Genomic DNA, 19,946 nt, shown 5'->3' on the forward strand with positions numbered 1-19,946 from the left:
AGGCTGTTTCAAAATTTGGGACAGCCTATTTTTTTAAACAAAAAAATCCCGAATGAACTATCCGGGATTGAATGTGGGAGTTGAGGGATTCGAACCCCCGACCCTCTGCTTGTAAGGCAGATGCTCTGAACCAACTGAGCTAAACTCCCAAGAAATAACTTTTACCCACTTTCGAGTAATTATAATAAGATGTGGGAGTTGAGGGATTCGAACCCCCGACCCTCTGCTTGTAAGGCAGATGCTCTGAACCAACTGAGCTAAACTCCCATCTTTGTATCCCTTTCCGTTCGTAAGGGAATGCAAAGGTAATTTCTATTTCCTCATAAGCAAATACATTTTGAAACAACATCCCTAATCTATTGAAAATGAGAAAGAATATTTACAAAATATTTTCAGAAACAAAAATAATGGTTTTAAATATCGAACTTAATCCCTTGCGCCAAGGGCAAAGTGGATGAGTAATTAATTGTATTGGTCTGACGACGCATATAAGCCTTCCATGCATCAGAACCTGACTCACGACCTCCGCCGGTTTCTTTTTCTCCTCCGAAAGCCCCTCCTATCTCTGCTCCTGAAGTTCCAATGTTTACATTGGCGATTCCACAGTCAGATCCGGCCACCGAAAGGAACGCTTCCGCTTCCAGCATATTAGTAGTCATGATGGCTGATGAAAGCCCCTGAGGCACGCCATTTTGCATGGCAATCGCTTCTTCTATCGTGCTATATTTCATCAGATACAAAATCGGAGCGAAGGTTTCATGCTGCACAATAGCAAAGCTATTCTTCGCCTCATAGATAGCAGGTTTTACATAACAACCGGACTCATAGCCTTTACCTGAAAGCACCCCACCTCTTACCACAGGAGTTCCGCCTTCTTCCAAAACTCTTTCAATTGCCGCCTCATACATTTTCACCGCATCCAAATCGATAACAGGGCCAACGTGGTTCTTCTCATCCAACGGATTACCGATTACTAGTTTGTTATACGCAGATGCCAACCTCATTCTCACCTCATCATAGACTTTCTCATGAATAATCAATCTTCGAGTACTCGTGCATCGCTGCCCAGCTGTACCTACAGCACCAAATAGCGCTCCTCGGATAGCCATATCCATATCGGCATTCTCGGTAATAATTATTGCATTATTCCCTCCCAACTCCAATAAAGATCTCCCCAGCCTTCTTCCAACCGCTTCGGCCACAAGCTTACCCATACGCGTAGAGCCTGTAGCGGAAATTAATGGAATTCTGGGATCGCTGGACATCAACTCACCTATTTTATAATCTCCTATTAAAAGCGATGAAATTCCTTCTGGCAAACCATGTTTTTCGAAAACTTTAGCCGCTATTAGCTGGCAAGCAATTCCAGAAAGCGGAGCTTTTTCCGAAGGTTTCCACACGCATACATCCCCACAAACCCAAGCCAAAGCCGCATTCCAAGACCAAACAGCCACAGGGAAATTGAAGGCTGAAATAATCCCTACAATTCCAATGGAATGCCATTGCTCGTACATTCTATGCCCTGGCCGCTCTGAATGCATGGTCAAGCCATAAAGCTGCCTAGAAAGTCCTACCGCAAAATCACAGATATCGATCATCTCCTGCACTTCCCCTAGACCTTCCTGATAGGATTTGCCCATTTCAAAGGACACTAATTTCCCTAAGTCTTCTTTTGATTCTCTTAGCGCATTTCCAATTTCACGAACCACCTCTCCACGCTGAGGAGCTGGTACAGATCTCCATTGTAAAAATGCTTTTTGAGCCTGACTCATGACCTGCTCAAAAGCTTCAATATTCGCCAATTTTACTTTCGCTATTTCCTTACCGTTAACTGGAGAAATAGAACTAAGTAGTCCCTCCTCTATATCTATCCACTTACTTCCAGTAGAAACTCCAAGATTCTCGGGCTGAATCCCTAGTCGTATTAATGCTTGTTCGATTCCGAATTGATCTTCCATCGTAATTGGGTTTTATTCTTTTAAATCTAAAATTCTTACTTCCTGACACCTAATCAAGTGACTTAATCTTTCATCACTATTCTAACTGGGTTTACCTTATTGAAGCCGTTTTTAAACTTTTTACCAGGGAATATTTTATAAATAAAGTTGATCCTATAGTTACCAGTATTCACAGACTGATCATATGGTCCCCCTTCGATCAAATTAAGGTTTTTGTAGGTGTAGCTAGTATTGATAGAAAATCTCGGTCCGTTGTACCCGAAGAACCCTCTAACATAATACGTCGGTGCCACCCCCCACTTTTTTAATTCCACACCATTCCTCCACTTAGTATAACCAAAACTCAAATTAGCTGAAGCAGCGCCTGTCAGAAAAAACCCTTTCCAAAACACTAAAGTCCCGGCCAGACCTGCATTAGGTCCGGCCATGAAATAACTCGCTTTGTCAAAATTGATAAGATCAGTCACAGGACTTGAAGGCAACAAAAGTGAATCCCCACTCATATTCCCTCCATACCCCTCAAATCCGATAAAAGGCGAATAGGCTGATTTCTTTTGAATAGAGGACTGATTCCATGCAGCGGCTAATGAAAGCTTGTCTCCAAAAAACAGATAGTTCATATTGAGCCCCAAAGAAATTTGCTTCATATCCTTCCTGAGATAATCTTCATTAGAATCCGGCCGATCTTCTGCCTTTATTTTATAACCATTGTAAAACTGCCCAAAGAAATCTACCATCACCTTTGGGGCATAGATATGTGACTGCAAATCCAAATTGAAAGGCCAATTATCCTGCTTATCTGGATATAAAAACCCCACAGGAAAGGACACATTTATTGTTAATCTTTGATAATTAAACCCAAGCCCCATTTTCAAACCAGTATTTGGAACCAACGTGTACCTCTCATTATTCTCCGGCAGTTTCGCTACCATGCGGGTATATTTCTGGGAGAAAAAAAGCCGGGATACGAACAACTCATGGGTAGTTTGCACGTAGCTGGAATCGTATTGGAAATTGGGGTTCTGCCCGAATGAATTGTGGCTGAACAGTAAAATAAAAAGGATACAAAAAACCTTAATTCGGGACATTGACAGTTAGATGATTCACAAGCCGAAAGTTCACTAAAAATTACTCAAAAAAAAATCCGGATCGTAATCCGGATTTCTTCTGAAACAGGTTGAGTTGGAAAAATGGATCATTTAAATCCTTGGTTAAAAAAGTGAAATATTTATGAAAAGTTGTTTAATCACCATCATAAAGTTATAAAATTCAGTTAATTAGGCAAATTATTAAGCAATAAATTTACTATCTGCCAAATAAAAAATCAGCAGAGTACTGTCCGCTTCCTTTTTTCAGCTAAATCTATTTCTTCACCTTTTATGGATTAAATTGCCATCCAAAACAAGCCAAAAAAACCTTGAAGCCTACAGTTTCCATCATTATCCCTTGCTATAATCAAGCAAGCTATCTTGCTCAAACCATAGAATCTGCACTAAAATCAACCTACCCAGAACTTGAAATAATTATTATTAATGATGGTTCGACTGATAATAGTAAAGAAGTAGCAGAAGAATTAACCGAAAAGTATACGAATGTCTACTTACTCAATCAGAAAAATGCTGGCGTTACCTCAGCCAGAAATTCCGGAATTGAATTTTCTAAAGGTAAATACATCCTTCCCTTGGACGGGGATGATCTAATATCCTCAAATTACATTTCGGAGGCAATTCAGGTCTTGGAGAAAAAACCTGAGGTAAAAGTCGTCTATTGTGAAGCTGTAAAATTTGATGAGTTTGGACAAAAGCCTTGGAAGCTCAAAGACTTCAACTTGAACTTACTAGCAAGAGACAATATGATTTTTGTGAGTGGTATTTTCAGGAAAGTTGATTGTCTAGCTGTCGGTGGATTTAGTGACGATATGAAAATGGGACGGGAGGACTGGGAGTTCTGGATTAAAATGCTAAAAAATGGAGGTGACGTTATCAAACTCCCTTTCATTGGTTTTTTCTATCGAATTCATTCAGGGAGTAAGCGAAAGAAAACTGGCACATCCCAGAAAAAAAGAGAAAGAATCGCCTATCTAAATACAAAACACATGGATTTTTTCGAGCGAGAACTGAATGGTCCACTTCGATTTCAGCGCACTTGGTCCAAGCCTTACAATAACCTGATGAAATTTCTGGGTAAACTCTAATTAAATCTTGTCCATTCCTTTCCAGAACTTCAGGAAATAGTATTTCAGCGGATTACTGTACTTCAATTGCTTCCATGGTCTACTCGCATGCGGCCTGTGCCAAACTGGAGCATTCATTAGAACATGGTTTTTAAATCCTAGTTCAATAGATTTCTTCGACATAAAGGTGTCGTACCAATCTTTTGCTTCATCCAAGCCAATGAAATCATATTCTTTCAAAAAGTCTGTTGAGAAAAGTGTGCAGCAAAAACTTAAACTTCTGGAAGTATCAATCACCGATTCTTTAACTCCTTTGAATTTTAGGTAAGGAAAATTCACCACTCCCTTTTCATCAACTGTCACCGAACCTACAAGACCGGATTTGGCATTAATCTTTTGAAAAGCTAACAAATCACTGATCGTATTCACTTTCACCACCACGTCTGATTCTATAACCAATAATGGCAACTGAGCTTCATTAGCCATTTTCTGTGCCATCTGGAGCACTAGTTTATAGTTAGGAGAAGGATGGTCAGTATGATCTTCCAAATGGACAAGTTCATAGCCTATCGCAGCTCTATTCTGCTCCAATCCCGCTTTGGTCTCTTCCGTACTGAAATCGTTAAAAATAATATGCCTCACTTCGACTGTAGATCCCGCAATTGCTCTTGCTGTATCCAAGGTAGTTTCTAGAGAATTCTTAACGGGGGTAATTACGATAACTTCAGCCATAGGGGATTTTTTTTTTCAAAAATAAGCCTTTCTGGCTAGGCAAAAAATAACCCCGACAAATGCCGGGGTTAAGTGTTCTTTTATTTATTAAGCCAGCTCGGCTAGTGCTTTTTTCATTCTGCCAAGTGCATCTACTAATTCCTCATCAGATGCAGCATAGGAAAGTCTAATACAATCTGGTGCTCCAAAAGCCGCTCCAGTCACTAGGGACACGTGCGCTTCTGCCAAAAGATATAAGCAAAGATCATCCGCATCTTTCACATCATGCCCCTTAGCAGACTTGCCAAAGAAAGCAGTCACATCAGGGAAGAAATAGAATGCTCCTTCAGGAACGTGAGTTTTGATACCAGGAATATCACGAAGTAAATCCAATACCAAACCTCTCCTTCTAAGATATGCATCTGCCATCTCTGTGGTAGGAGTCTGGTCTCCTGCAATTCCAGCCAAGGCTGCTCTTTGAGCAATACCAGTTCCACCGGATGTAAACTGTCCTTGGATTTTTTCTACAGATTTAGCCATCCAAACTGGTGCGCAGATATAACCAACTCTCCATCCAGTCATTGCGTAGCCTTTGGAAAAACCATTTACGGTGATTGTTCTATCGAACATACCTGGGAAAGAGGCTATGCTGTAATTTCTTCCAGCAAAGTTGATTTTCTCATAGATCTCATCAGCGATCACCATGATATTTTCATGCTTTTTCACCACTTCAGCAATTGCTTCCAGTTCCTGCTTGCTGAATACTGATCCAGTAGGATTACAAGGAGAAGAATAGATAACACCTTTAGTCTTTGGAGTGATTGCAGCCTCCAATTGAGCGGCAGTAGCCTTGAAGTTGTTTTCCAAAGTACCTTCGATCAATACTGGAACTCCACCCGCCAACTTGATGATTTCGGCATAACTAACCCAGTATGGAGAGAAAATAACAACCTCGTCACCTTCGTTGATCATGCACATGAAAACATTGGCAATGGAATGCTTTGCTCCGGTGGATACAACGACATTCTCCGCTTTAGCTTCAGTGATTTCATTTTCTTCACGAAGCTTCTTTGCGATAGCTTCTCTCAAATCCTGATAACCTGCTACAGGTGGATATGAAAAGTACTTTCCTTCGTCGATTGCATCTTTTGCAGCCTCTTGGATATGCTTAGGTGTTTTGAAGTCAGGCTCACCCAAAGAAAGGCTGATGATGTCAACTCCTTGTGATTTCAGCTCTCTTGCTTTTTTTGCCATCGCAAGAGTGGCTGATTCTTCCATATTGATTATCCGGTCTGATAAAATAGAGTTCATTGTTTGAGAGATTTTTTTTACAAATTCCACAAAAGTAGAGAGAAGATTATAAAATCTAAACAATCGGTGGCTTTTGATCTCGAAATGTTATTTTTGGATAAAATACACCAAAGGATATTGCGTTTTTCTAATACATGAGTAGATATTATATCAGTTTTATTTTCTTGCTGCTTCTGAGTAGAGTTTCTTTTGCACAAAAAGAAGAAGCCAAGCCGACGTCCGATCCTGATTCCAGTGGTGTGGTAAATTCCAGATTGCTACCTACTACGATGCCTCTGCTACTTTTCGATGACTCAAAAGAAAAGGAAGAAAAAAAGGAGAAAAAGAAGAAGGCGCGCAAAAACGAGTGGTTTGGAATCAAAACCAAAAAAGGATATACCCGTCAGGAAATTCGTGGGCAGCAGATTTTCGAGCACTTCAATTATACTGATGCTACCCGAAAACCAGATCCGTACATTCGGGATGTTTACTGGTTTGACCCCCAAGATCGATCCATCAAAATCAAGGAATATGAAGCAGGGAAAGGTTATCTACTTCATGGCCCTTACGAGCGGGTGATCAATGAAGAAGTGGTAGAAAGTGGTATGTTTTACTACGGCACAAAACACAAAACCTGGATGCTCTTTGATTCAAACAATGTACTTCAGGATAAAAACCACTTTGAAGCAGGTTGGCCAAGAGAATCACGAACCAGATATTTCAATCAGTCCACCAAAACGATCCAGGAAATCATCCCGGTGCAATATGGTCTGGAAGAAGGGAATTACTTTTACTTCTATGAGGACAAACAAGTAGCTGTAACAGGAGAATATCAATACGGTGAAAAAGTAGGGCTTTGGACAGAATATTGGGACACAAATAATACCAAAGCCATACGCAAGCGGGAAATCCAATATCAGGAAACTGCTTATACAAAAAATTTCCGCCCTTACATTCGTGCAGAATGGGATAAGGACGGAAATCTGGTCTATCGCAAAGACAATTAAATCTTAATTCTCTCTGAATTTGAACTGCTGACCTCCTACAGAGGCTTCATACATCAAACCTCCTTTGGTGCGGGTGAAAACAGCTACCCCATCTACATATTTAGCATTCAATGAAGCTCCAGAAGCTGCTGCTACAGCAGAAACCTGTGCAGACATTTCTACCTTACTGTTTTTAAATCTGTCAAAAGCCTCCTGGTTTTCGAAGAAAACGACTTCTGAATACGATTGTCCTCCAGCCTGAAAGCCGATGGTCACTTGGGTCATTTTAGCGAAACCAACCTTACTACCACCTTGATAAGCTACGCCGTTTCCAGCAGCTCCGCCGATTCCAAGCCCGCCTTTTCCTACATTAGGTAAGATAATATAGCCATAGGAGGTATTGAAGAAACTTATCATATCCGGATCATCTTCCAAAAAAGCTGCTTTTGCATCTGCGGCATCCTCTACGATTCTTTGATCTTTTTTTGCGTCCTGTGCAAAAGTTACCATTGCCATCAAGGCAAAAATGAAAGTCACTGTTACTTTTTTCATATAATTATAATTTGATTTTTAAAGGCTATAGGAAATCTTCACATGCATTACAATCAAACCTTAGTCTGCCGATTTGGGTCATGCTCGATTTCATGTTTTCTATTTTAAAATTTAACTGGAGTGTTTTTTAGTAAAAAGCATCTTCAAAATGCCTGAAATTAATTTTTCCTGATCGGTCTTTGTATACGCCAATTATATCAAACCGGATATCCTGATGCCAACCATTTTCAAATATGTAATGATCTGCAGCTTTGATCAGCAACTTACGCTTTACCGAATCGACAAACTCCTCTGCAAAACCGAAGCCAGTCCCGGATCTAAACTTTACTTCTACAAAAATTAACAGTCCACGGTGCGTCAGTATAAGATCAATTTCTGCGTGACCAAATCTATAATTTTGCCCAACTAATTCATAACCTTTTCCCACCAGCCAGTCCGCAGCTAATTGCTCTGCTAGTTTTCCGGAATCGTTGTGCTCAGCCATCTTGGATATTTGTTTAATTTTGAAAAATCAATGAACGAACCCGTTTTGAGTTCAGTTGAAAAGTAAATCCCTCGGGACTAGCCAATGAATGAAATTATTAATAAAAAAGTAGAATTCCGAGACCTTGGACAGCTGGATTATCAACTGGCCTGGGACTATCAGGAAAAACTCTTTGCGGAAACTGTTGCTCTAAAAATCAGTAATCGTCCTTTGCCCCCAGCCGACCAAGCACCGAGTAAAAACTACATACTATTTGTCGAGCATCCCCATGTATATACACTGGGAAAAAGTGGCAAGGAAGAAAATCTACTTTTGGATGAAAATGGCCTCAAAAGCCATCACGCTCAATATTATAAAATAAACCGCGGTGGTGACATTACCTATCATGGCCCTGGGCAGTTGGTAGGCTATCCGATTTTAGACTTGGACAATTTCTTCACTGATATTCACAAATACCTGAGATTTCTGGAAGAAGCAATCATTTTGACGTTGGCGGACTACGGAATAGAAGCGGGAAGAATCGATGGGTTAACTGGTGTGTGGCTAGATCATGTGGAGCAAAAAAGTCCCAGAAAAATCTGTGCTATGGGTGTGAAGTCCAGTCGCTGGGTCACCATGCATGGTTTCGCTTTCAACGTGAATGCAGACATCAGCTATTTTGGACACATCATCCCATGTGGCATCGATGACAAGGCTGTCACCTCCCTTCATCTGGAGCTTGGCCGACCTGTGGAAATGCAAGAAGTCAAAGACCGAGTGAAGCAACATTTGATCGAATTATTTGAAATGGAGAGTATAGAAGCAATATGAAGAAAGACATAGATTTCAGTCCCGTGACTGGAGTAAAACTGGCGATAGCTAAAGAAGAGACCGCCTCAGGAACGGAATGGGCAGTATATATCATCAACTTGAATTTGATTGAGTTGAAAAATGTCATGATCACTTCAAAAGGTTATGGCGAAATAAATGGGGAAGTAAAAAAGACATCTACACTTCGCCATATGCTGGAAGAACTTGGTGAGCAATCAGTAGCTAAAGTGGAACCCATAGATCCAGCAGTGTTTGTTTTGAACAATGAGTTTTGGGTGAGTTATTACATTATGGATCAGATTTTTGATAAAAAGTTTATCTTTACTTCAGGCAGTTTCGATCCTGGATTCATAAAGATGATTCCCGAAATTGGCCTGGAAGGAGTTCTCCACGCTTAATAACCGCTTATGGCAGATTTTTTTGATCAATTGAATGATATCCTGTTTCTAGATATAGAGACGGCTTCGTTAACTGAAAAATTCGAAGAACTGCCCGAGCGAATTCAAGGTGAATGGCTTAAAAAAGAGCGTTTGATTCATACAGATGATGGCATTCATGATCCTGGAGACTTGTACTTTGATCGAGCAGGAATTCATGCCGAATTTGGGCAAGTAGTCTGTGTAGGTGTCGGCTATTTTCAATGGAAAAAGAAGGACAAAAAACTGGCATTCAGATCGAAATGTTACGCACATGAAGATGAACGGGAACTTCTTTTGGAGTTTAAGGCTTTGTTAGAGAAGAAAAAATGGATTCTTTGCGCTCACAACGGTAAGGAATTTGATTTTCCATACCTCTGCCGCAGAATGCTAATCAATGGAATAGCTTTGCCGGAGCCTTTACAGATCTCAGGGAAAAAGCCCTGGGAAGTTCGCCATCTTGATACGATGGAACTTTGGAAGTTTGGAGACTATAAACATTACACCCGCTTGGAGCTTTTAGCTTCAGTTTTTGGAATTCCATCTTCAAAAGATGATCTTGACGGAAGTCAGGTCAATACTACTTTTCATCTGGAAAAAGACGTAGAAAAAATCAAAAAATACTGCCTGAGAGATGTGGAGGTCACAGCTCGAGTATATATGGCTATGCATCCACAATCGGATGACTTAGAAATAGAAATCATCCATTTAGAAAATTCAACAAAAGATCACAAAGATTAATGGGCGCAGGGACATAAATCTTTTTACCTTAACCCTAATCAACAACCCAAAACATGGGAAGAAAATCAAACAAGAAAAACACCACTAAAAATAGAGGTGGAAAACAAACAGACGCAGCCAGCTTGGCACGTCGCATCCTTCAATTTTTAGATGCACATTTTGGAGAGGAATTTAACTCCAAGCAGATTATTAAGAAACTCGAAATCAGAGATGCCCTTACTAAAGGTGGCGTCGAGCCTGTACTAAGTAAATTAGTAGAAGCAGGTTCAGTTTCTCGAAATCCAAGAAATTATTACTCATCTACCCAAGATCCTGAGTTTATCGAAGGAATCGTGGACTTTGTAAATCCTAGATTTGCTTTCATCGTACCACTCGACCCCGAAAAGGTAGATGGAGATATTTTGGTCAAAGAGGCTGATATGAAACAAGCGCTCGATGGTGACAAAGTCCGTGTGATGGTCTATCCTCTCAAAGGAAAAACCGGTCGAGTAGAAGGTAAAGTACTGGAAGTCGTAGAAAGAAGTAGAGATGAATTCGTGGGCCGAGTGGAAATCTCACCACGCTTCGCTTTTGTAGTTCCTGACTTTAAGAAAATGCACAAGGACATCTTCGTTCATCGAGGAGGTCTGCAAGGTGCTCAGCACGGAGAAAAAGTAGTAGTAAAACTCACAGAATGGCGAGAAGGCGATAAAAATCCTACTGGAGAAGTAATCCGAGTATTAGGAAAAGCCGGAGAGCACGAAGTGGAAATCCACTCTATCATGGCTGAATTTGGATTACCATTTGAGTATCCTGAAGAGCCAGAGAAGGAAGCTGAGGCAATTTCAGAAAAGATCAATGCCAAAGAAATCAAGAAAAGAAAGGATTTCAGAGATGTATTGACTTTCACTATTGACCCGGCGGATGCTAAGGATTTCGATGATGCTATTTCCTATAGAAAACTGGAAAATGGCAACCATGAAATCGGTGTTCACATCGCAGATGTTACTCACTACGTACAGCCAAAAACAGCTCTTGAAAAAGAGGCATATAACAGAGCAACCTCCGTCTACCTCGTGGACAGAACTATTCCTATGCTTCCTGAGCGATTGAGTAATGGACTTTGCTCACTTCGCCCGCATGAGGATAAGCTCACCTTTGCCTGTGTATTTGAAGTGGATGACGAAGCAAATGTCAAGAAACATTGGATTGGCAGAACTGTCATACATTCAGACAGGAGATATGCTTACGAAGATGCTCAGGAGAATATTGATACCCAATCTGGCGATTATTTCGAGGAATTGACTTTGCTGAATGTCATGGCAAAGAAAATCCGTCAGCGGAGATTCAAGCATGGAGCAGTTAACTTTGAGACAGTAGAGGTGAAGTTTAAGCTAGATGAAAAAGGCACGCCACTTGGCTTGATGGTCAAAGAGCGAAAAGATATCCATAAGCTTATTGAAGAGTTTATGCTCTTGGCAAACAAATACGTTGCGGAATTTGTCTTCAATAAGAATAAAGGGAAAGACACCTTTGTGTATCGTACTCACGATTCTCCTGACATGGAGCGTCTGGATACTTTCTCAGGCTTTGCAAAGCGATTTGGACATGAGTTCGAAATCGAAAATGAGAGAACTATTTCTACTGCGCTAAACAAATTAATGGAGGAGATCCAGGGCAAACCTGAGCAAAATGTTCTCGAACAATTGGCGATTCGTAGTATGGCTAAGGCCAAATATACCACTGAGCCAAAAGGGCACTTTGGACTAGCCTTCGCACATTATTCGCACTTTACCTCTCCTATCCGTAGATATCCGGATATGATGGTACATAGGCTGCTCGAGTTATATCTTGATAATGGAAAATCTCCGGACGCAGAAGACTGGGAGCAAAAATGCGTGCATTCTTCCGAGCGTGAAAAAAGAGCTGCAGATGCCGAAAGAGCCTCCATAAAATACAAACAAGTAGAGTTCATGTCTCTTGCTGAAGACAAAGATTACGAGGGAATTGTAGCTGGAGTCACGGAGTGGGGAGTCTTTGTGGAAATCACAGAAACCAAGTGTGAAGGCATGATCCGCGTCCAGGACATGGATGACGATTACTACGATTTCGATCAGAAAAACATGCGCTTGATTGGCTCGAAAACAAAAAAAATGATCACTTTGGGCGACAAAGTGAAGGTTAGAGTAGTTAATACGGATATTGACCGTAGAACGATAGATTTGGAATTTGCAGATAATGACAGAAAAAAGCCACGCGCACGCGCTGTTAGGTAAGCTGGAGAATTACATCCAGAATGAATTTCCGACAGATGCCGGAATAGGGAAATCACCCAGAGAACTTTATGAACCAATAACTTACATCCTAAGCTTAGACGGAAAGAGAATCCGTCCTTTGCTTAGTTTATTGGCTTATGGCATCTATAAGACTAACCCAGAAGCCATTCTTAGCCAGGCAGCGGCGGTAGAAGTTTTTCATAACTTCACCCTTATGCATGACGATATCATGGACGACGCCCCCTTGAGAAGAGGAAAAGACGCCGTTCATGTGAAATGGGATAAAAACGTTGCAATTCTTTCTGGTGATGTGATGCTGGTGAAAGCTTACGATCTGCTCCTACCTACAGATGCCGACAAACTTGGGCAAGTCATTCGGCTATTCAACAAAACAGCAGCTGAGGTATGTGAAGGACAGCAATTCGATATGAATTTCGAATCCTTAGCGTCTGTTAACGAGTACGAATACTTGAATATGATTCGCTTGAAAACCGCCGTACTCTTGGGTTTTGCCCTTCAGTTAGGTGCTTTACTGGCAGGGGCAGAGAAGGAAGATGCCCAAAAACTCTATGATTTTGGGATGAATATCGGAGTTGGCTTTCAGCTGAAAGATGACTTGCTGGATGTATTTGCAGATCAGGCAAAATTTGGTAAGCAGGTTGGCGGTGATATCATCTCCAATAAAAAGACCTTCCTTTTGATTAAAGCATTAGAGCTGGCAAAGGGGAAAGATGCTGAAGAATTAAATTTTTGGATCGCTCAAAAGGATTTCGATAAAGAAGAAAAAGTTAAAGCAGTTCGAGGGATCTATGAAAAGCTTGGTATCAAAGCGATAACTGAAGCCAAAATGAATTCATATTTCGAAGCAGGATTTGCACAATACGATGCAATCCATTTCAAAAACGAAGACTACTTCCTTGAACTTAAAAAAATCACTCAGGACTTAATTCACAGAGAAAAATAAATGGAATTATCAATTACAATTGTCCTGATTATTATCACCGCGATCAGTAGTTATTATGGAATCAACAATGTAGCATACATGGAACGCTGCATGTTTACTCCATACAAAATCAAGAGAAATGGGCAATGGGATAGGTTCATAACTTCTGGATTTATCCATAAAGATTACATGCACCTTTTCTTTAATATGTTCACCTTCTACTTCTTTGGAGGCGTAGTAGAGCAGATTCTTGCTTATAAGTTTGGAGTAGTGTTAGGTGGCGTGGTCTATGTGATATTCTATCTTTTGGGGATAATTATTTCAGACATCCCTACATATCTGAAAAATCAAGACAATAGTTATTATCGTGCACTGGGCGCATCTGGAGGAACAGCCGCTACAGTCTTCGCTAGCATCATTATTCTTCCACTTTCAGACATTTGCTTGTTCGGAATTCTATGCTTGCCTGGATTTATTTTGGGTGTTTTGTTTCTCTTATATTCTTATTTCAAAGGAAAAAACCAAGACGATGCCATCAATCACGATGCGCATTTATACGGAGCAATTTTCGGCATTGTATTTATCCTAATAGTTTCTCCAGGTAGTGCAACCACATTTATTAATGAGGTGATTAGCTATAGACCTTTCTAAAGAATTATACATTAAATGTATATCCGCTTTTCTACCAGTAAGGTAGCAAAAGCAATGTAAGATCTGTTAAACTTAAGAATTGAGGCCACTTCGGTCTTCGGTCATCGGTCTTCCAACCTGATAAGCAAAGAATCTAAGGTGACTGGCATCATTGCGGATAATCATGATACATTATATAGACTGCCCGACTGATAATCTATTGGTCGGTTTTTTTTGTGACCTTTTACGACAGAATAGCTATGCGCTGGGATTGAGATAGTGATCCCTCAGTCAACAGGCTTTATCTAATTTAGCCTAGCGAAACAATTTGTGCTCTCTACGAAAACCTCCATGTCCACTACGGTTAATCAGTTAAGAAAATTAAAAGCACAAAAAAAGCTCCTTCTAGTGAAGGAGCTTTCAATATTGGTTGAATGCTTATATTAAGCCTCTGCTGGCAATACGCTTACGTATGATCTGCCATCAAATTTCTTTCTGAAGGTAACAACTCCGTCAGATGTTGCGAATAACGTATGATCTTTACCTAGACCTACATTCTCACCTGCGTGATGCTTAGTACCTCTTTGTCTTACGATGATGTTACCAGCAATTACTGCTTCGCCACCGAATTTCTTCACGCCCAATCTTTTGGATTGTGAATCTCTACCGTTTCTGGAACTACCGACGCCTTTCTTATGTGCCATGGTTTTATTCTTTTATAGTTTTCGGTAAGGAAAACTTAGAGTGAAATAGTTTCTATCAATACTTTAGTGAAGTCTTGTCTATGACCGTTCTTCTTCTTGTAGCCCTTACGGCGCTTCTTTTTGAAGACGATGACTTTATCACCTTTTACATGATCTAGGACTTTCCCAGATACCAATGCTCCTTTGAGAAGGGGAGCTCCTACGGACACAGTTCCATCAGCTTCTGCTAATAGTACCTGGTCGAATTCCACGGAAGCGCCAGTTTCAAGGTCTAGCTTTGGAGCATAGACGAACTGATCTTGTGTTACTTTGAACTGCTTACCTGCGATGTTTACAATTGCGTACATATTTCTTGATTCTTTTGAAATCGGAGTGCAAATATAGGAAAGTTGATTGGAACAAAAAAACAGCCTTCCAAAATATTATCTATGATTTAATATGAATCTTTGCATCTCGAATCACTTGACCAAAAATCCCCTTAATTATTTCCCTTCAATAGGCAATTTAATTGATAAATGATTTTGGGAATTCGGATAAGTTTTATCACAACTTATTGAAGGTCAAAATATTGAAAAGCAAATTTAACTACACGAAATACTTGACCATCGTTCAGTTTTAGGCTTGAATTTTGGTTGAAAATCTTTTTCGAAATTAATTGAAATTATTTCAAACCCTTGAAATCAGCCTCATTCATTCATTTAAAGCTAGATCAAATGGTTAGTATACTATTGACACAAAGCAAGATATCTTGTTTTTGACTTTTGTTCAAAATTAGCTTTAACCGAATGCTTCACAGGTTTTATTTCCCGATTTTGATTCACATATTTGTTCAAAGGCTGTTCTAAAAAGGCAGCCTTTCTTATCCCCAGACCACAGAATTATTTAAGAAGGGGCAAAAATTAATACGCTTAAAACACTACAGTAGCAATGCAGAACGAACCAATACTAGAAGAGAATAAGAATCGATTTGTTTTATTCCCTATCCAGCACAATGACATTTGGCAATACTATAAAAAAGCTGAAGCCAGTTTTTGGACGGCTGAAGAGATTGACCTAGGTCAGGATATGGTAGATTGGAAAGCATTGAATGATGGTGAGCGTCACTTTATTTCTCACGTTCTAGCCTTTTTTGCTGCAAGTGACGGAATCGTAAATGAAAACTTGGCTGAGCACTTCGTGTCTGAGGTCCAATATACAGAAGCGAAATTCTTCTACGGATTTCAGATTGCTATGGAAAACATTCACTCTGAAACATACAGCCTACTTATTGATACGTATATCAAAGATGCTGTAGAGCGCGATAAGCTGCTTCACGCAATTGAGCATATTGAATGTGTAAAGAAAAAAGCCGATTGGGCGTTGAGATGGATTGATAACGGAAACTTCCAAGAACGTTTGATCGCATTTGCGGCAGTGGAAGGCATCTTCTTTTCGGGATCCTTCTGTTCGATCTTCTGGCTTAAGAAAAGAGGCCTGATGCCAGGACTTACTTTCTCAAACGAATTGATATCCCGAGACGAAGGATTGCACTGCGATTTTGCGTGTCACCTCTATACTCAACATTTGAATAATCAATTACCAAAGGAAACAGTAAGAGAGATCATCAGAGATGCTGTAGAAATCGAAAAAGAATTTGTAACAGACGCGCTACCGGTCAGACTTATCGGTATGAACTCTGATTTGATGTGTCAATACATTGAATTTGTAGCAGACAGACTGCTAGGCGAACTAGAGTGCGATAAAATATGGAATAGCACAAATCCTTTTGATTTCATGGATATGATTTCGCTACAGGGAAAAACCAATTTCTTTGAGAAAAGAGTTGGTGACTACCAAAAAGCAGGAGTGATGAAATCAAATGAGGGCTCTGACGATTCACCAAGATTCTCCATTGGTGAGGACTTCTAGGACTTCTAGGACTTCTAATTAACACTTTTCCATCAACCAAAAAATCCCAAAGAAATGCTAGTATTAAAAAGAGACGGAAGGCGAGAATCGGTACGATTCGACAAAATCACCACAAGAATTGAAAACCTTTGCTATGAATTGGATCCCAAATTCATCCAGCCAATCGATGTTGCCAAAAAGGTAATAGATGGTTTGTATGATGGAGTCTCCACTACTGAGCTAGACAACCTAGCAGCAGAAGTTTGTGCATCCTTGACTGTAAAGCACCCAGATTATGCTATCCTGGCTGCGAGAATCGCTATCTCCAATCTTCACAAGACTACTAGCCAGTCTTTTTCAAACACCATGAAAAGACTGTATACTCACGTGAATCCAAAGACGGATGAAAATGCCGCTTTGCTTGATCCAGAGGTATATGGTATCATTAAAAATCATGCAGCCAAGCTAGATGCAGCGATTGATTACAAAAGGGATTTTGGGTATGATTATTTCGGGTTCAAGACTTTGGAGAGAAGTTACTTGATCAAGTTGAATGGAAAAGTAGTAGAACGTCCTCAGCACATGCTGATGAGAGTGGCTGTTGGGATCCACAAGGAGGACATGGATTCAGTGATTGAAACCTATAACCTACTTTCTGAAAAGTGGTTTACTCACGCTACTCCTACCCTCTTCAATGCTGGAACACCTAAACCACAACTTTCGTCTTGTTTCTTGCTTACGATGAAGGATGACAGTATTGATGGTATTTATGATACTCTGAAGCAGTGCGCTAAGATTTCTCAATCCGCTGGAGGTATTGGCCTCTCTATCCACCACGTAAGAGCAAAAGGCTCCTACATTAAGGGCACAAATGGAGTTTCTAACGGTATTGTACCGATGTTGAGAAACTTTGATATGACGGCTCGTTATGTAGATCAAGGAGGAGGAAAAAGAAAAGGAAGCTTTGCTATATACCTGGAACCTTGGCATGCGGATATCAAAGATTTCTTGGAGCTTAAGAGAAATCACGGTAAGGAAGAAATGAGAGCTAGAGATTTGTTCTATGCACTTTGGATTCCAGATTTATTCATGAAGCGTGTTGAGCAAAACCTTGAGTGGTCACTTTTTTGCCCACACGAAGCACCGGGACTTTCTGATTGTCATGGAGAAGAATTCGAAAGGTTGTATGAAAAATACGAGAGAGAAGGAAAAGCTCGTGAAACGATCAAAGCGCAGGAACTTTGGTTTGAAGTCTTAGAATCTCAAATAGAGACTGGTACTCCATACATGCTGTACAAAGATGCTGCAAATGGTAAGTCAAACCAGAAGAATTTGGGAACGATCAAATCTTCTAACCTTTGTACAGAGATCATCGAGTACACTGCTCCAGACGAAGTAGCTGTCTGTAACTTGGCATCTATTGCACTACCAAAATTTGTAACACAAGGTCCTGATGGAAAATTATTCTTTGACCATCAGAAACTATACGAAATCACCAAAGTAGCTACCAAAAACCTGAACAAGGTAATTGATGTAAACTATTACCCAGTAGAAGAAGCTCGAAGATCGAATTTCCGTCACCGCCCAATTGGTTTGGGTATACAAGGTTTGGCGGATGCATTTATTATGCTGCGTATGCCTTTCGAATCTCCGGAAGCTAAAGGCTTGAATGAGGACATCTTCGAAACTATGTACTTTGCAGCTGTAGAAACTTCTATGGAATTAGCTAAAGTTCAAGGCACTTATGAAACATACGAAGGTTCTCCAGCTTCCAAAGGTGAATTGCAATTCGACCTGTGGGGAGTAACGCCTAAGTCTGGTAGATGGAACTGGGCTGAGGTAAAGGAGAAAATCAAGAAGTACGGAATGAGAAACTCTCTATTGATGGCTCCGATGCCAACAGCTTCTACTTCTCAAATCTTGGGTAATAATGAGTGTTTTGAACCATACACCTCAAATATCTATACAAGAAGGACGCTATCAGGAGAGTTTATTATTGCTAATAAACACTTGATGAAGGATTTGATCGCTTTAGGTCTTTGGGATGACACCATGAGAAATAGGTTAATCTCTACCAATGGCTCAGTTCAAAATATCCCAGGAATTCCTCAACACATCAAAGATATCTACAAGACAGTTTGGGAGATTTCACAGAAAACTATCATCGATCTGTCTGCTGATCGAGGAGCATATATCTGTCAGTCTCAAAGTATGAATGTATTCATGCAGGATCCTAACTTCGGTAAGTTGACCTCCATGCACTTCTACGCTTGGAAAAAGGGATTGAAGACAGGTATGTACTACTTAAGATCTCAAGCAGCAACAGCGGCAATCAAGTTCACGCTAGATAAGACAGGTTTTGAAACTAAGACGAGCAATAATACACAGCAGGAAGTTCCTCTTAAAACACAAAAACAACAGCAAGACGCGATAGCATGTTCTTTGGATGATCCAGACAACTGCGAAGCTTGCGGAAGCTAAAATTTAAAGTTTACTAATCACCAAGAAAGCGTTTGAGAAATCAAGCGCTTTTTTTATACCTTAAAAATTAAAGTTCTGACAATGGAAAATAAAGTAGTAGAGAAAAAGCTGAATAAACTAAACCCAGATACGCCCGCTCAATTTGGAATAATGTCTCCACAACATATGGTTGAGCACCTCACAGTTACCATTAAAATCGCTTACAATAGAATAAAGATTCCTGAGTTTGTGCCGAGTGAAAAACAAAAATTTCAAAAAAGAGCACTCTTAGATACCGATATGGTATTCCCAAAAGGAGTAGTTGCACCAGGCTTAAAGGCAGGAGCTTTAATGCCATTACGAAGTGTAAACTTAGATGAGGCAAAACAGCAACTCTTAGATAGCATCATTGCATATAATACTTTCTTCGAGTCTTCACCAGATATCACAACTGTTCATCCAAGGTTTGGGAAGTTGAACTATGCTGAGTGGGAAAGATTTCATCCAAAGCATTTTGAGCACCATTTCAAGCAGTTTGATATTTGGTAAATATTATTATATACCATATGAAAGCGCCACATATAACTATGCTTAAATACAAATGCATTAGCAGAATCATTCAATGCAAAAATAAAGGCGTTCCAAGTTCAATTCACCGGAATCATCAACATTGAATTTTTCTTGTTTAGACTAGCTAACTTCTATGCTGTATACACCTATTCCCTAGATATTCAGACTGATCTCCCATTAGGTGTGGGATAGTATACACAAAGGTCTATAAAGCAAAATGCTCAATGGAATTGACCAAAGGGCTTAGCGAACATTAGGTGGCTCCGTAGCTATCGGGTGGCTGTACTTCCTGGTCTTGTATTCAATTACCAGAACAGGCTTAAACGCAAAAAAGCCTTCCGTTTTCACGAAAGGCTTTGAATAAATGAGGCGGCGA

Annotated in this window: 19 protein-coding genes and 2 tRNA genes; 11 read left to right on the forward strand and 10 right to left on the reverse strand. The window is 40.2% G+C overall.

Features of this window, described 5'->3' with window-relative positions:
- Positions 1 to 74 precede the first annotated feature (74 nt).
- The 4 genes from AACZ87_RS22550 to AACZ87_RS22565 form a co-directional block, all read right to left on the reverse strand.
- Positions 75 to 149 (reverse strand) — tRNA-Val (locus AACZ87_RS22550).
- A 43-nt stretch (positions 150 to 192) separates the two neighbouring features.
- Positions 193 to 267, reverse strand: a tRNA-Val gene (locus tag AACZ87_RS22555).
- Between the two features lie 146 nt (positions 268 to 413).
- The gene (locus AACZ87_RS22560; protein WP_339870346.1) at positions 414 to 1,958 is read right to left on the reverse strand and encodes an aldehyde dehydrogenase family protein; all 1,545 of its coding nucleotides are present in this window, start codon (positions 1,956 to 1,958) and stop codon (positions 414 to 416) included.
- Between the two features lie 62 nt (positions 1,959 to 2,020).
- A complete protein-coding gene (locus tag AACZ87_RS22565; RefSeq protein WP_339870347.1) occupies positions 2,021 to 3,046 on the reverse strand; it encodes a DUF4421 domain-containing protein in 1,026 nt (341 codons plus the stop codon).
- A gap of 329 nt (positions 3,047 to 3,375) precedes the next feature.
- On the opposite strand from AACZ87_RS22565, the gene AACZ87_RS22570 reads away from it, so the two are divergent.
- Positions 3,376 to 4,152, forward strand: coding sequence for a glycosyltransferase family A protein (locus AACZ87_RS22570; protein WP_339870348.1), 777 nt, complete (start codon positions 3,376 to 3,378; stop codon positions 4,150 to 4,152).
- Here AACZ87_RS22570 and AACZ87_RS22575 read toward each other — a convergent pair whose 3' ends face one another.
- Both AACZ87_RS22575 and AACZ87_RS22580 read right to left on the reverse strand, forming a co-directional pair.
- Positions 4,153 to 4,863 carry a glycosyltransferase family 2 protein gene (locus AACZ87_RS22575; RefSeq protein WP_339870349.1) on the reverse strand — a complete coding sequence of 237 codons (711 nt, stop codon included), beginning with the start codon at positions 4,861 to 4,863 and terminating at the stop codon, positions 4,153 to 4,155.
- 87 nt (positions 4,864 to 4,950) lie between these two features.
- Positions 4,951 to 6,153 (reverse strand): pyridoxal phosphate-dependent aminotransferase, encoded by a 1,203-nt coding sequence (locus AACZ87_RS22580; RefSeq protein ID WP_339870350.1) that lies wholly within the window; start codon positions 6,151 to 6,153, stop codon positions 4,951 to 4,953.
- A gap of 134 nt (positions 6,154 to 6,287) precedes the next feature.
- Here AACZ87_RS22580 and AACZ87_RS22585 point away from each other — a divergent pair, with 134 nt between their 5' ends.
- Positions 6,288 to 7,139: a hypothetical protein gene (locus tag AACZ87_RS22585; RefSeq protein ID WP_339870351.1), complete on the forward strand. Its 852-nt coding sequence runs from the start codon at positions 6,288 to 6,290 to the stop codon at positions 7,137 to 7,139.
- Between the two features lie 3 nt (positions 7,140 to 7,142).
- On the opposite strand, the gene AACZ87_RS22590 is transcribed toward AACZ87_RS22585, so the two are convergent.
- Positions 7,143 to 7,670, reverse strand: coding sequence for a YSC84-related protein (locus AACZ87_RS22590; protein WP_339870352.1), 528 nt, complete (start codon positions 7,668 to 7,670; stop codon positions 7,143 to 7,145).
- Positions 7,671 to 7,797: 127 nt separating this feature from the next.
- Positions 7,798 to 8,154, reverse strand: coding sequence for a YraN family protein (locus tag AACZ87_RS22595; protein WP_339870353.1), 357 nt, complete (start codon positions 8,152 to 8,154; stop codon positions 7,798 to 7,800).
- Positions 8,155 to 8,238: 84 nt separating this feature from the next.
- On the opposite strand from AACZ87_RS22595, the gene lipB reads away from it, so the two are divergent.
- Genes lipB through AACZ87_RS22625 form a run of 6 tightly spaced genes read left to right on the forward strand, consistent with a single transcriptional unit; the run spans position 8,239 to position 13,970 of the window.
- Positions 8,239 to 8,964 (forward strand): lipoyl(octanoyl) transferase LipB, encoded by a 726-nt coding sequence (gene lipB / locus AACZ87_RS22600; RefSeq protein ID WP_339870354.1) that lies wholly within the window; start codon positions 8,239 to 8,241, stop codon positions 8,962 to 8,964.
- The gene (locus tag AACZ87_RS22605) at positions 8,961 to 9,362 is read left to right on the forward strand and encodes a hypothetical protein (RefSeq protein WP_339870355.1); all 402 of its coding nucleotides are present in this window, start codon (positions 8,961 to 8,963) and stop codon (positions 9,360 to 9,362) included. The genes lipB and AACZ87_RS22605 overlap by 4 nt, the downstream gene beginning before the upstream one ends.
- 9 nt (positions 9,363 to 9,371) lie before the next feature.
- On the forward strand, positions 9,372 to 10,121 hold the full coding sequence (locus AACZ87_RS22610; protein WP_339870356.1) for a 3'-5' exonuclease: 750 nt from the start codon (positions 9,372 to 9,374) through the stop codon (positions 10,119 to 10,121).
- Positions 10,122 to 10,174: 53 nt separating this feature from the next.
- Positions 10,175 to 12,376: a ribonuclease R gene (gene rnr / locus AACZ87_RS22615; protein ID WP_339870357.1), complete on the forward strand. Its 2,202-nt coding sequence runs from the start codon at positions 10,175 to 10,177 to the stop codon at positions 12,374 to 12,376.
- Positions 12,339 to 13,340: a polyprenyl synthetase family protein gene (locus AACZ87_RS22620; protein WP_339870358.1), complete on the forward strand. Its 1,002-nt coding sequence runs from the start codon at positions 12,339 to 12,341 to the stop codon at positions 13,338 to 13,340. Before rnr ends, AACZ87_RS22620 begins: the two co-directional genes overlap by 38 nt.
- On the forward strand, positions 13,341 to 13,970 hold the full coding sequence (locus AACZ87_RS22625; protein WP_339870359.1) for a rhomboid family intramembrane serine protease: 630 nt from the start codon (positions 13,341 to 13,343) through the stop codon (positions 13,968 to 13,970). It begins immediately after the preceding gene.
- Between the two features lie 422 nt (positions 13,971 to 14,392).
- Here the strand turns inward: AACZ87_RS22625 and rpmA are convergent, their stop codons facing one another.
- Both rpmA and rplU read right to left on the reverse strand, forming a co-directional pair.
- Complete coding sequence (rpmA, locus tag AACZ87_RS22630) at positions 14,393 to 14,653, reverse strand: 50S ribosomal protein L27 (RefSeq protein ID WP_339870360.1); 261 nt, start codon at positions 14,651 to 14,653, stop codon at positions 14,393 to 14,395.
- Positions 14,654 to 14,688: 35 nt separating this feature from the next.
- Positions 14,689 to 15,000, reverse strand: coding sequence for a 50S ribosomal protein L21 (gene rplU, locus AACZ87_RS22635; RefSeq protein ID WP_339870361.1), 312 nt, complete (start codon positions 14,998 to 15,000; stop codon positions 14,689 to 14,691).
- 580 nt (positions 15,001 to 15,580) lie between these two features.
- Between rplU and AACZ87_RS22640 the strand changes: the two genes are divergently transcribed.
- The 3 genes from AACZ87_RS22640 to AACZ87_RS22650 all read left to right on the forward strand — a co-directional run bounded on the left by AACZ87_RS22640 (position 15,581) and on the right by AACZ87_RS22650 (position 19,549).
- A complete protein-coding gene (locus AACZ87_RS22640) occupies positions 15,581 to 16,561 on the forward strand; it encodes a ribonucleoside-diphosphate reductase small subunit (RefSeq protein WP_339870362.1) in 981 nt (326 codons plus the stop codon).
- 54 nt (positions 16,562 to 16,615) lie between these two features.
- Positions 16,616 to 19,021: a ribonucleoside-diphosphate reductase subunit alpha gene (locus AACZ87_RS22645; protein ID WP_339870363.1), complete on the forward strand. Its 2,406-nt coding sequence runs from the start codon at positions 16,616 to 16,618 to the stop codon at positions 19,019 to 19,021.
- An 81-nt stretch (positions 19,022 to 19,102) separates the two neighbouring features.
- Positions 19,103 to 19,549 carry a DUF1569 domain-containing protein gene (locus AACZ87_RS22650; RefSeq protein ID WP_339870364.1) on the forward strand — a complete coding sequence of 149 codons (447 nt, stop codon included), beginning with the start codon at positions 19,103 to 19,105 and terminating at the stop codon, positions 19,547 to 19,549.
- Positions 19,550 to 19,946: the final 397 nt, after the last annotated feature.

The organism is uncultured Algoriphagus sp. (assembly GCF_963974365.1).
Classification (GTDB): Bacteria; Bacteroidota; Bacteroidia; order Cytophagales; family Cyclobacteriaceae; genus Algoriphagus.

Coding starts and splice junctions, on each gene's coding strand:
- AACZ87_RS22560 (WP_339870346.1), bottom strand. CDS start 1,958: ATGGAAGATCAATTCGGAATCGAACAAGCATTAATACGACTAGGGATT.
- AACZ87_RS22565 (WP_339870347.1), bottom strand. CDS start 3,046: ATGTCCCGAATTAAGGTTTTTTGTATCCTTTTTATTTTACTGTTCAGC.
- AACZ87_RS22575 (WP_339870349.1), bottom strand. CDS start 4,863: ATGGCTGAAGTTATCGTAATTACCCCCGTTAAGAATTCTCTAGAAACT.
- AACZ87_RS22580 (WP_339870350.1), bottom strand. CDS start 6,153: ATGAACTCTATTTTATCAGACCGGATAATCAATATGGAAGAATCAGCC.
- AACZ87_RS22585 (WP_339870351.1), top strand. CDS start 6,288: ATGAGTAGATATTATATCAGTTTTATTTTCTTGCTGCTTCTGAGTAGA.
- AACZ87_RS22590 (WP_339870352.1), bottom strand. CDS start 7,670: ATGAAAAAAGTAACAGTGACTTTCATTTTTGCCTTGATGGCAATGGTA.
- AACZ87_RS22595 (WP_339870353.1), bottom strand. CDS start 8,154: ATGGCTGAGCACAACGATTCCGGAAAACTAGCAGAGCAATTAGCTGCG.
- lipB (WP_339870354.1), top strand. CDS start 8,239: ATGAATGAAATTATTAATAAAAAAGTAGAATTCCGAGACCTTGGACAG.
- AACZ87_RS22605 (WP_339870355.1), top strand. CDS start 8,961: ATGAAGAAAGACATAGATTTCAGTCCCGTGACTGGAGTAAAACTGGCG.
- AACZ87_RS22610 (WP_339870356.1), top strand. CDS start 9,372: ATGGCAGATTTTTTTGATCAATTGAATGATATCCTGTTTCTAGATATA.
- rnr (WP_339870357.1), top strand. CDS start 10,175: ATGGGAAGAAAATCAAACAAGAAAAACACCACTAAAAATAGAGGTGGA.
- AACZ87_RS22620 (WP_339870358.1), top strand. CDS start 12,339: ATGACAGAAAAAAGCCACGCGCACGCGCTGTTAGGTAAGCTGGAGAAT.
- AACZ87_RS22625 (WP_339870359.1), top strand. CDS start 13,341: ATGGAATTATCAATTACAATTGTCCTGATTATTATCACCGCGATCAGT.
- rpmA (WP_339870360.1), bottom strand. CDS start 14,653: ATGGCACATAAGAAAGGCGTCGGTAGTTCCAGAAACGGTAGAGATTCA.
- rplU (WP_339870361.1), bottom strand. CDS start 15,000: ATGTACGCAATTGTAAACATCGCAGGTAAGCAGTTCAAAGTAACACAA.
- AACZ87_RS22640 (WP_339870362.1), top strand. CDS start 15,581: ATGCAGAACGAACCAATACTAGAAGAGAATAAGAATCGATTTGTTTTA.
- AACZ87_RS22645 (WP_339870363.1), top strand. CDS start 16,616: ATGCTAGTATTAAAAAGAGACGGAAGGCGAGAATCGGTACGATTCGAC.
- AACZ87_RS22650 (WP_339870364.1), top strand. CDS start 19,103: ATGGAAAATAAAGTAGTAGAGAAAAAGCTGAATAAACTAAACCCAGAT.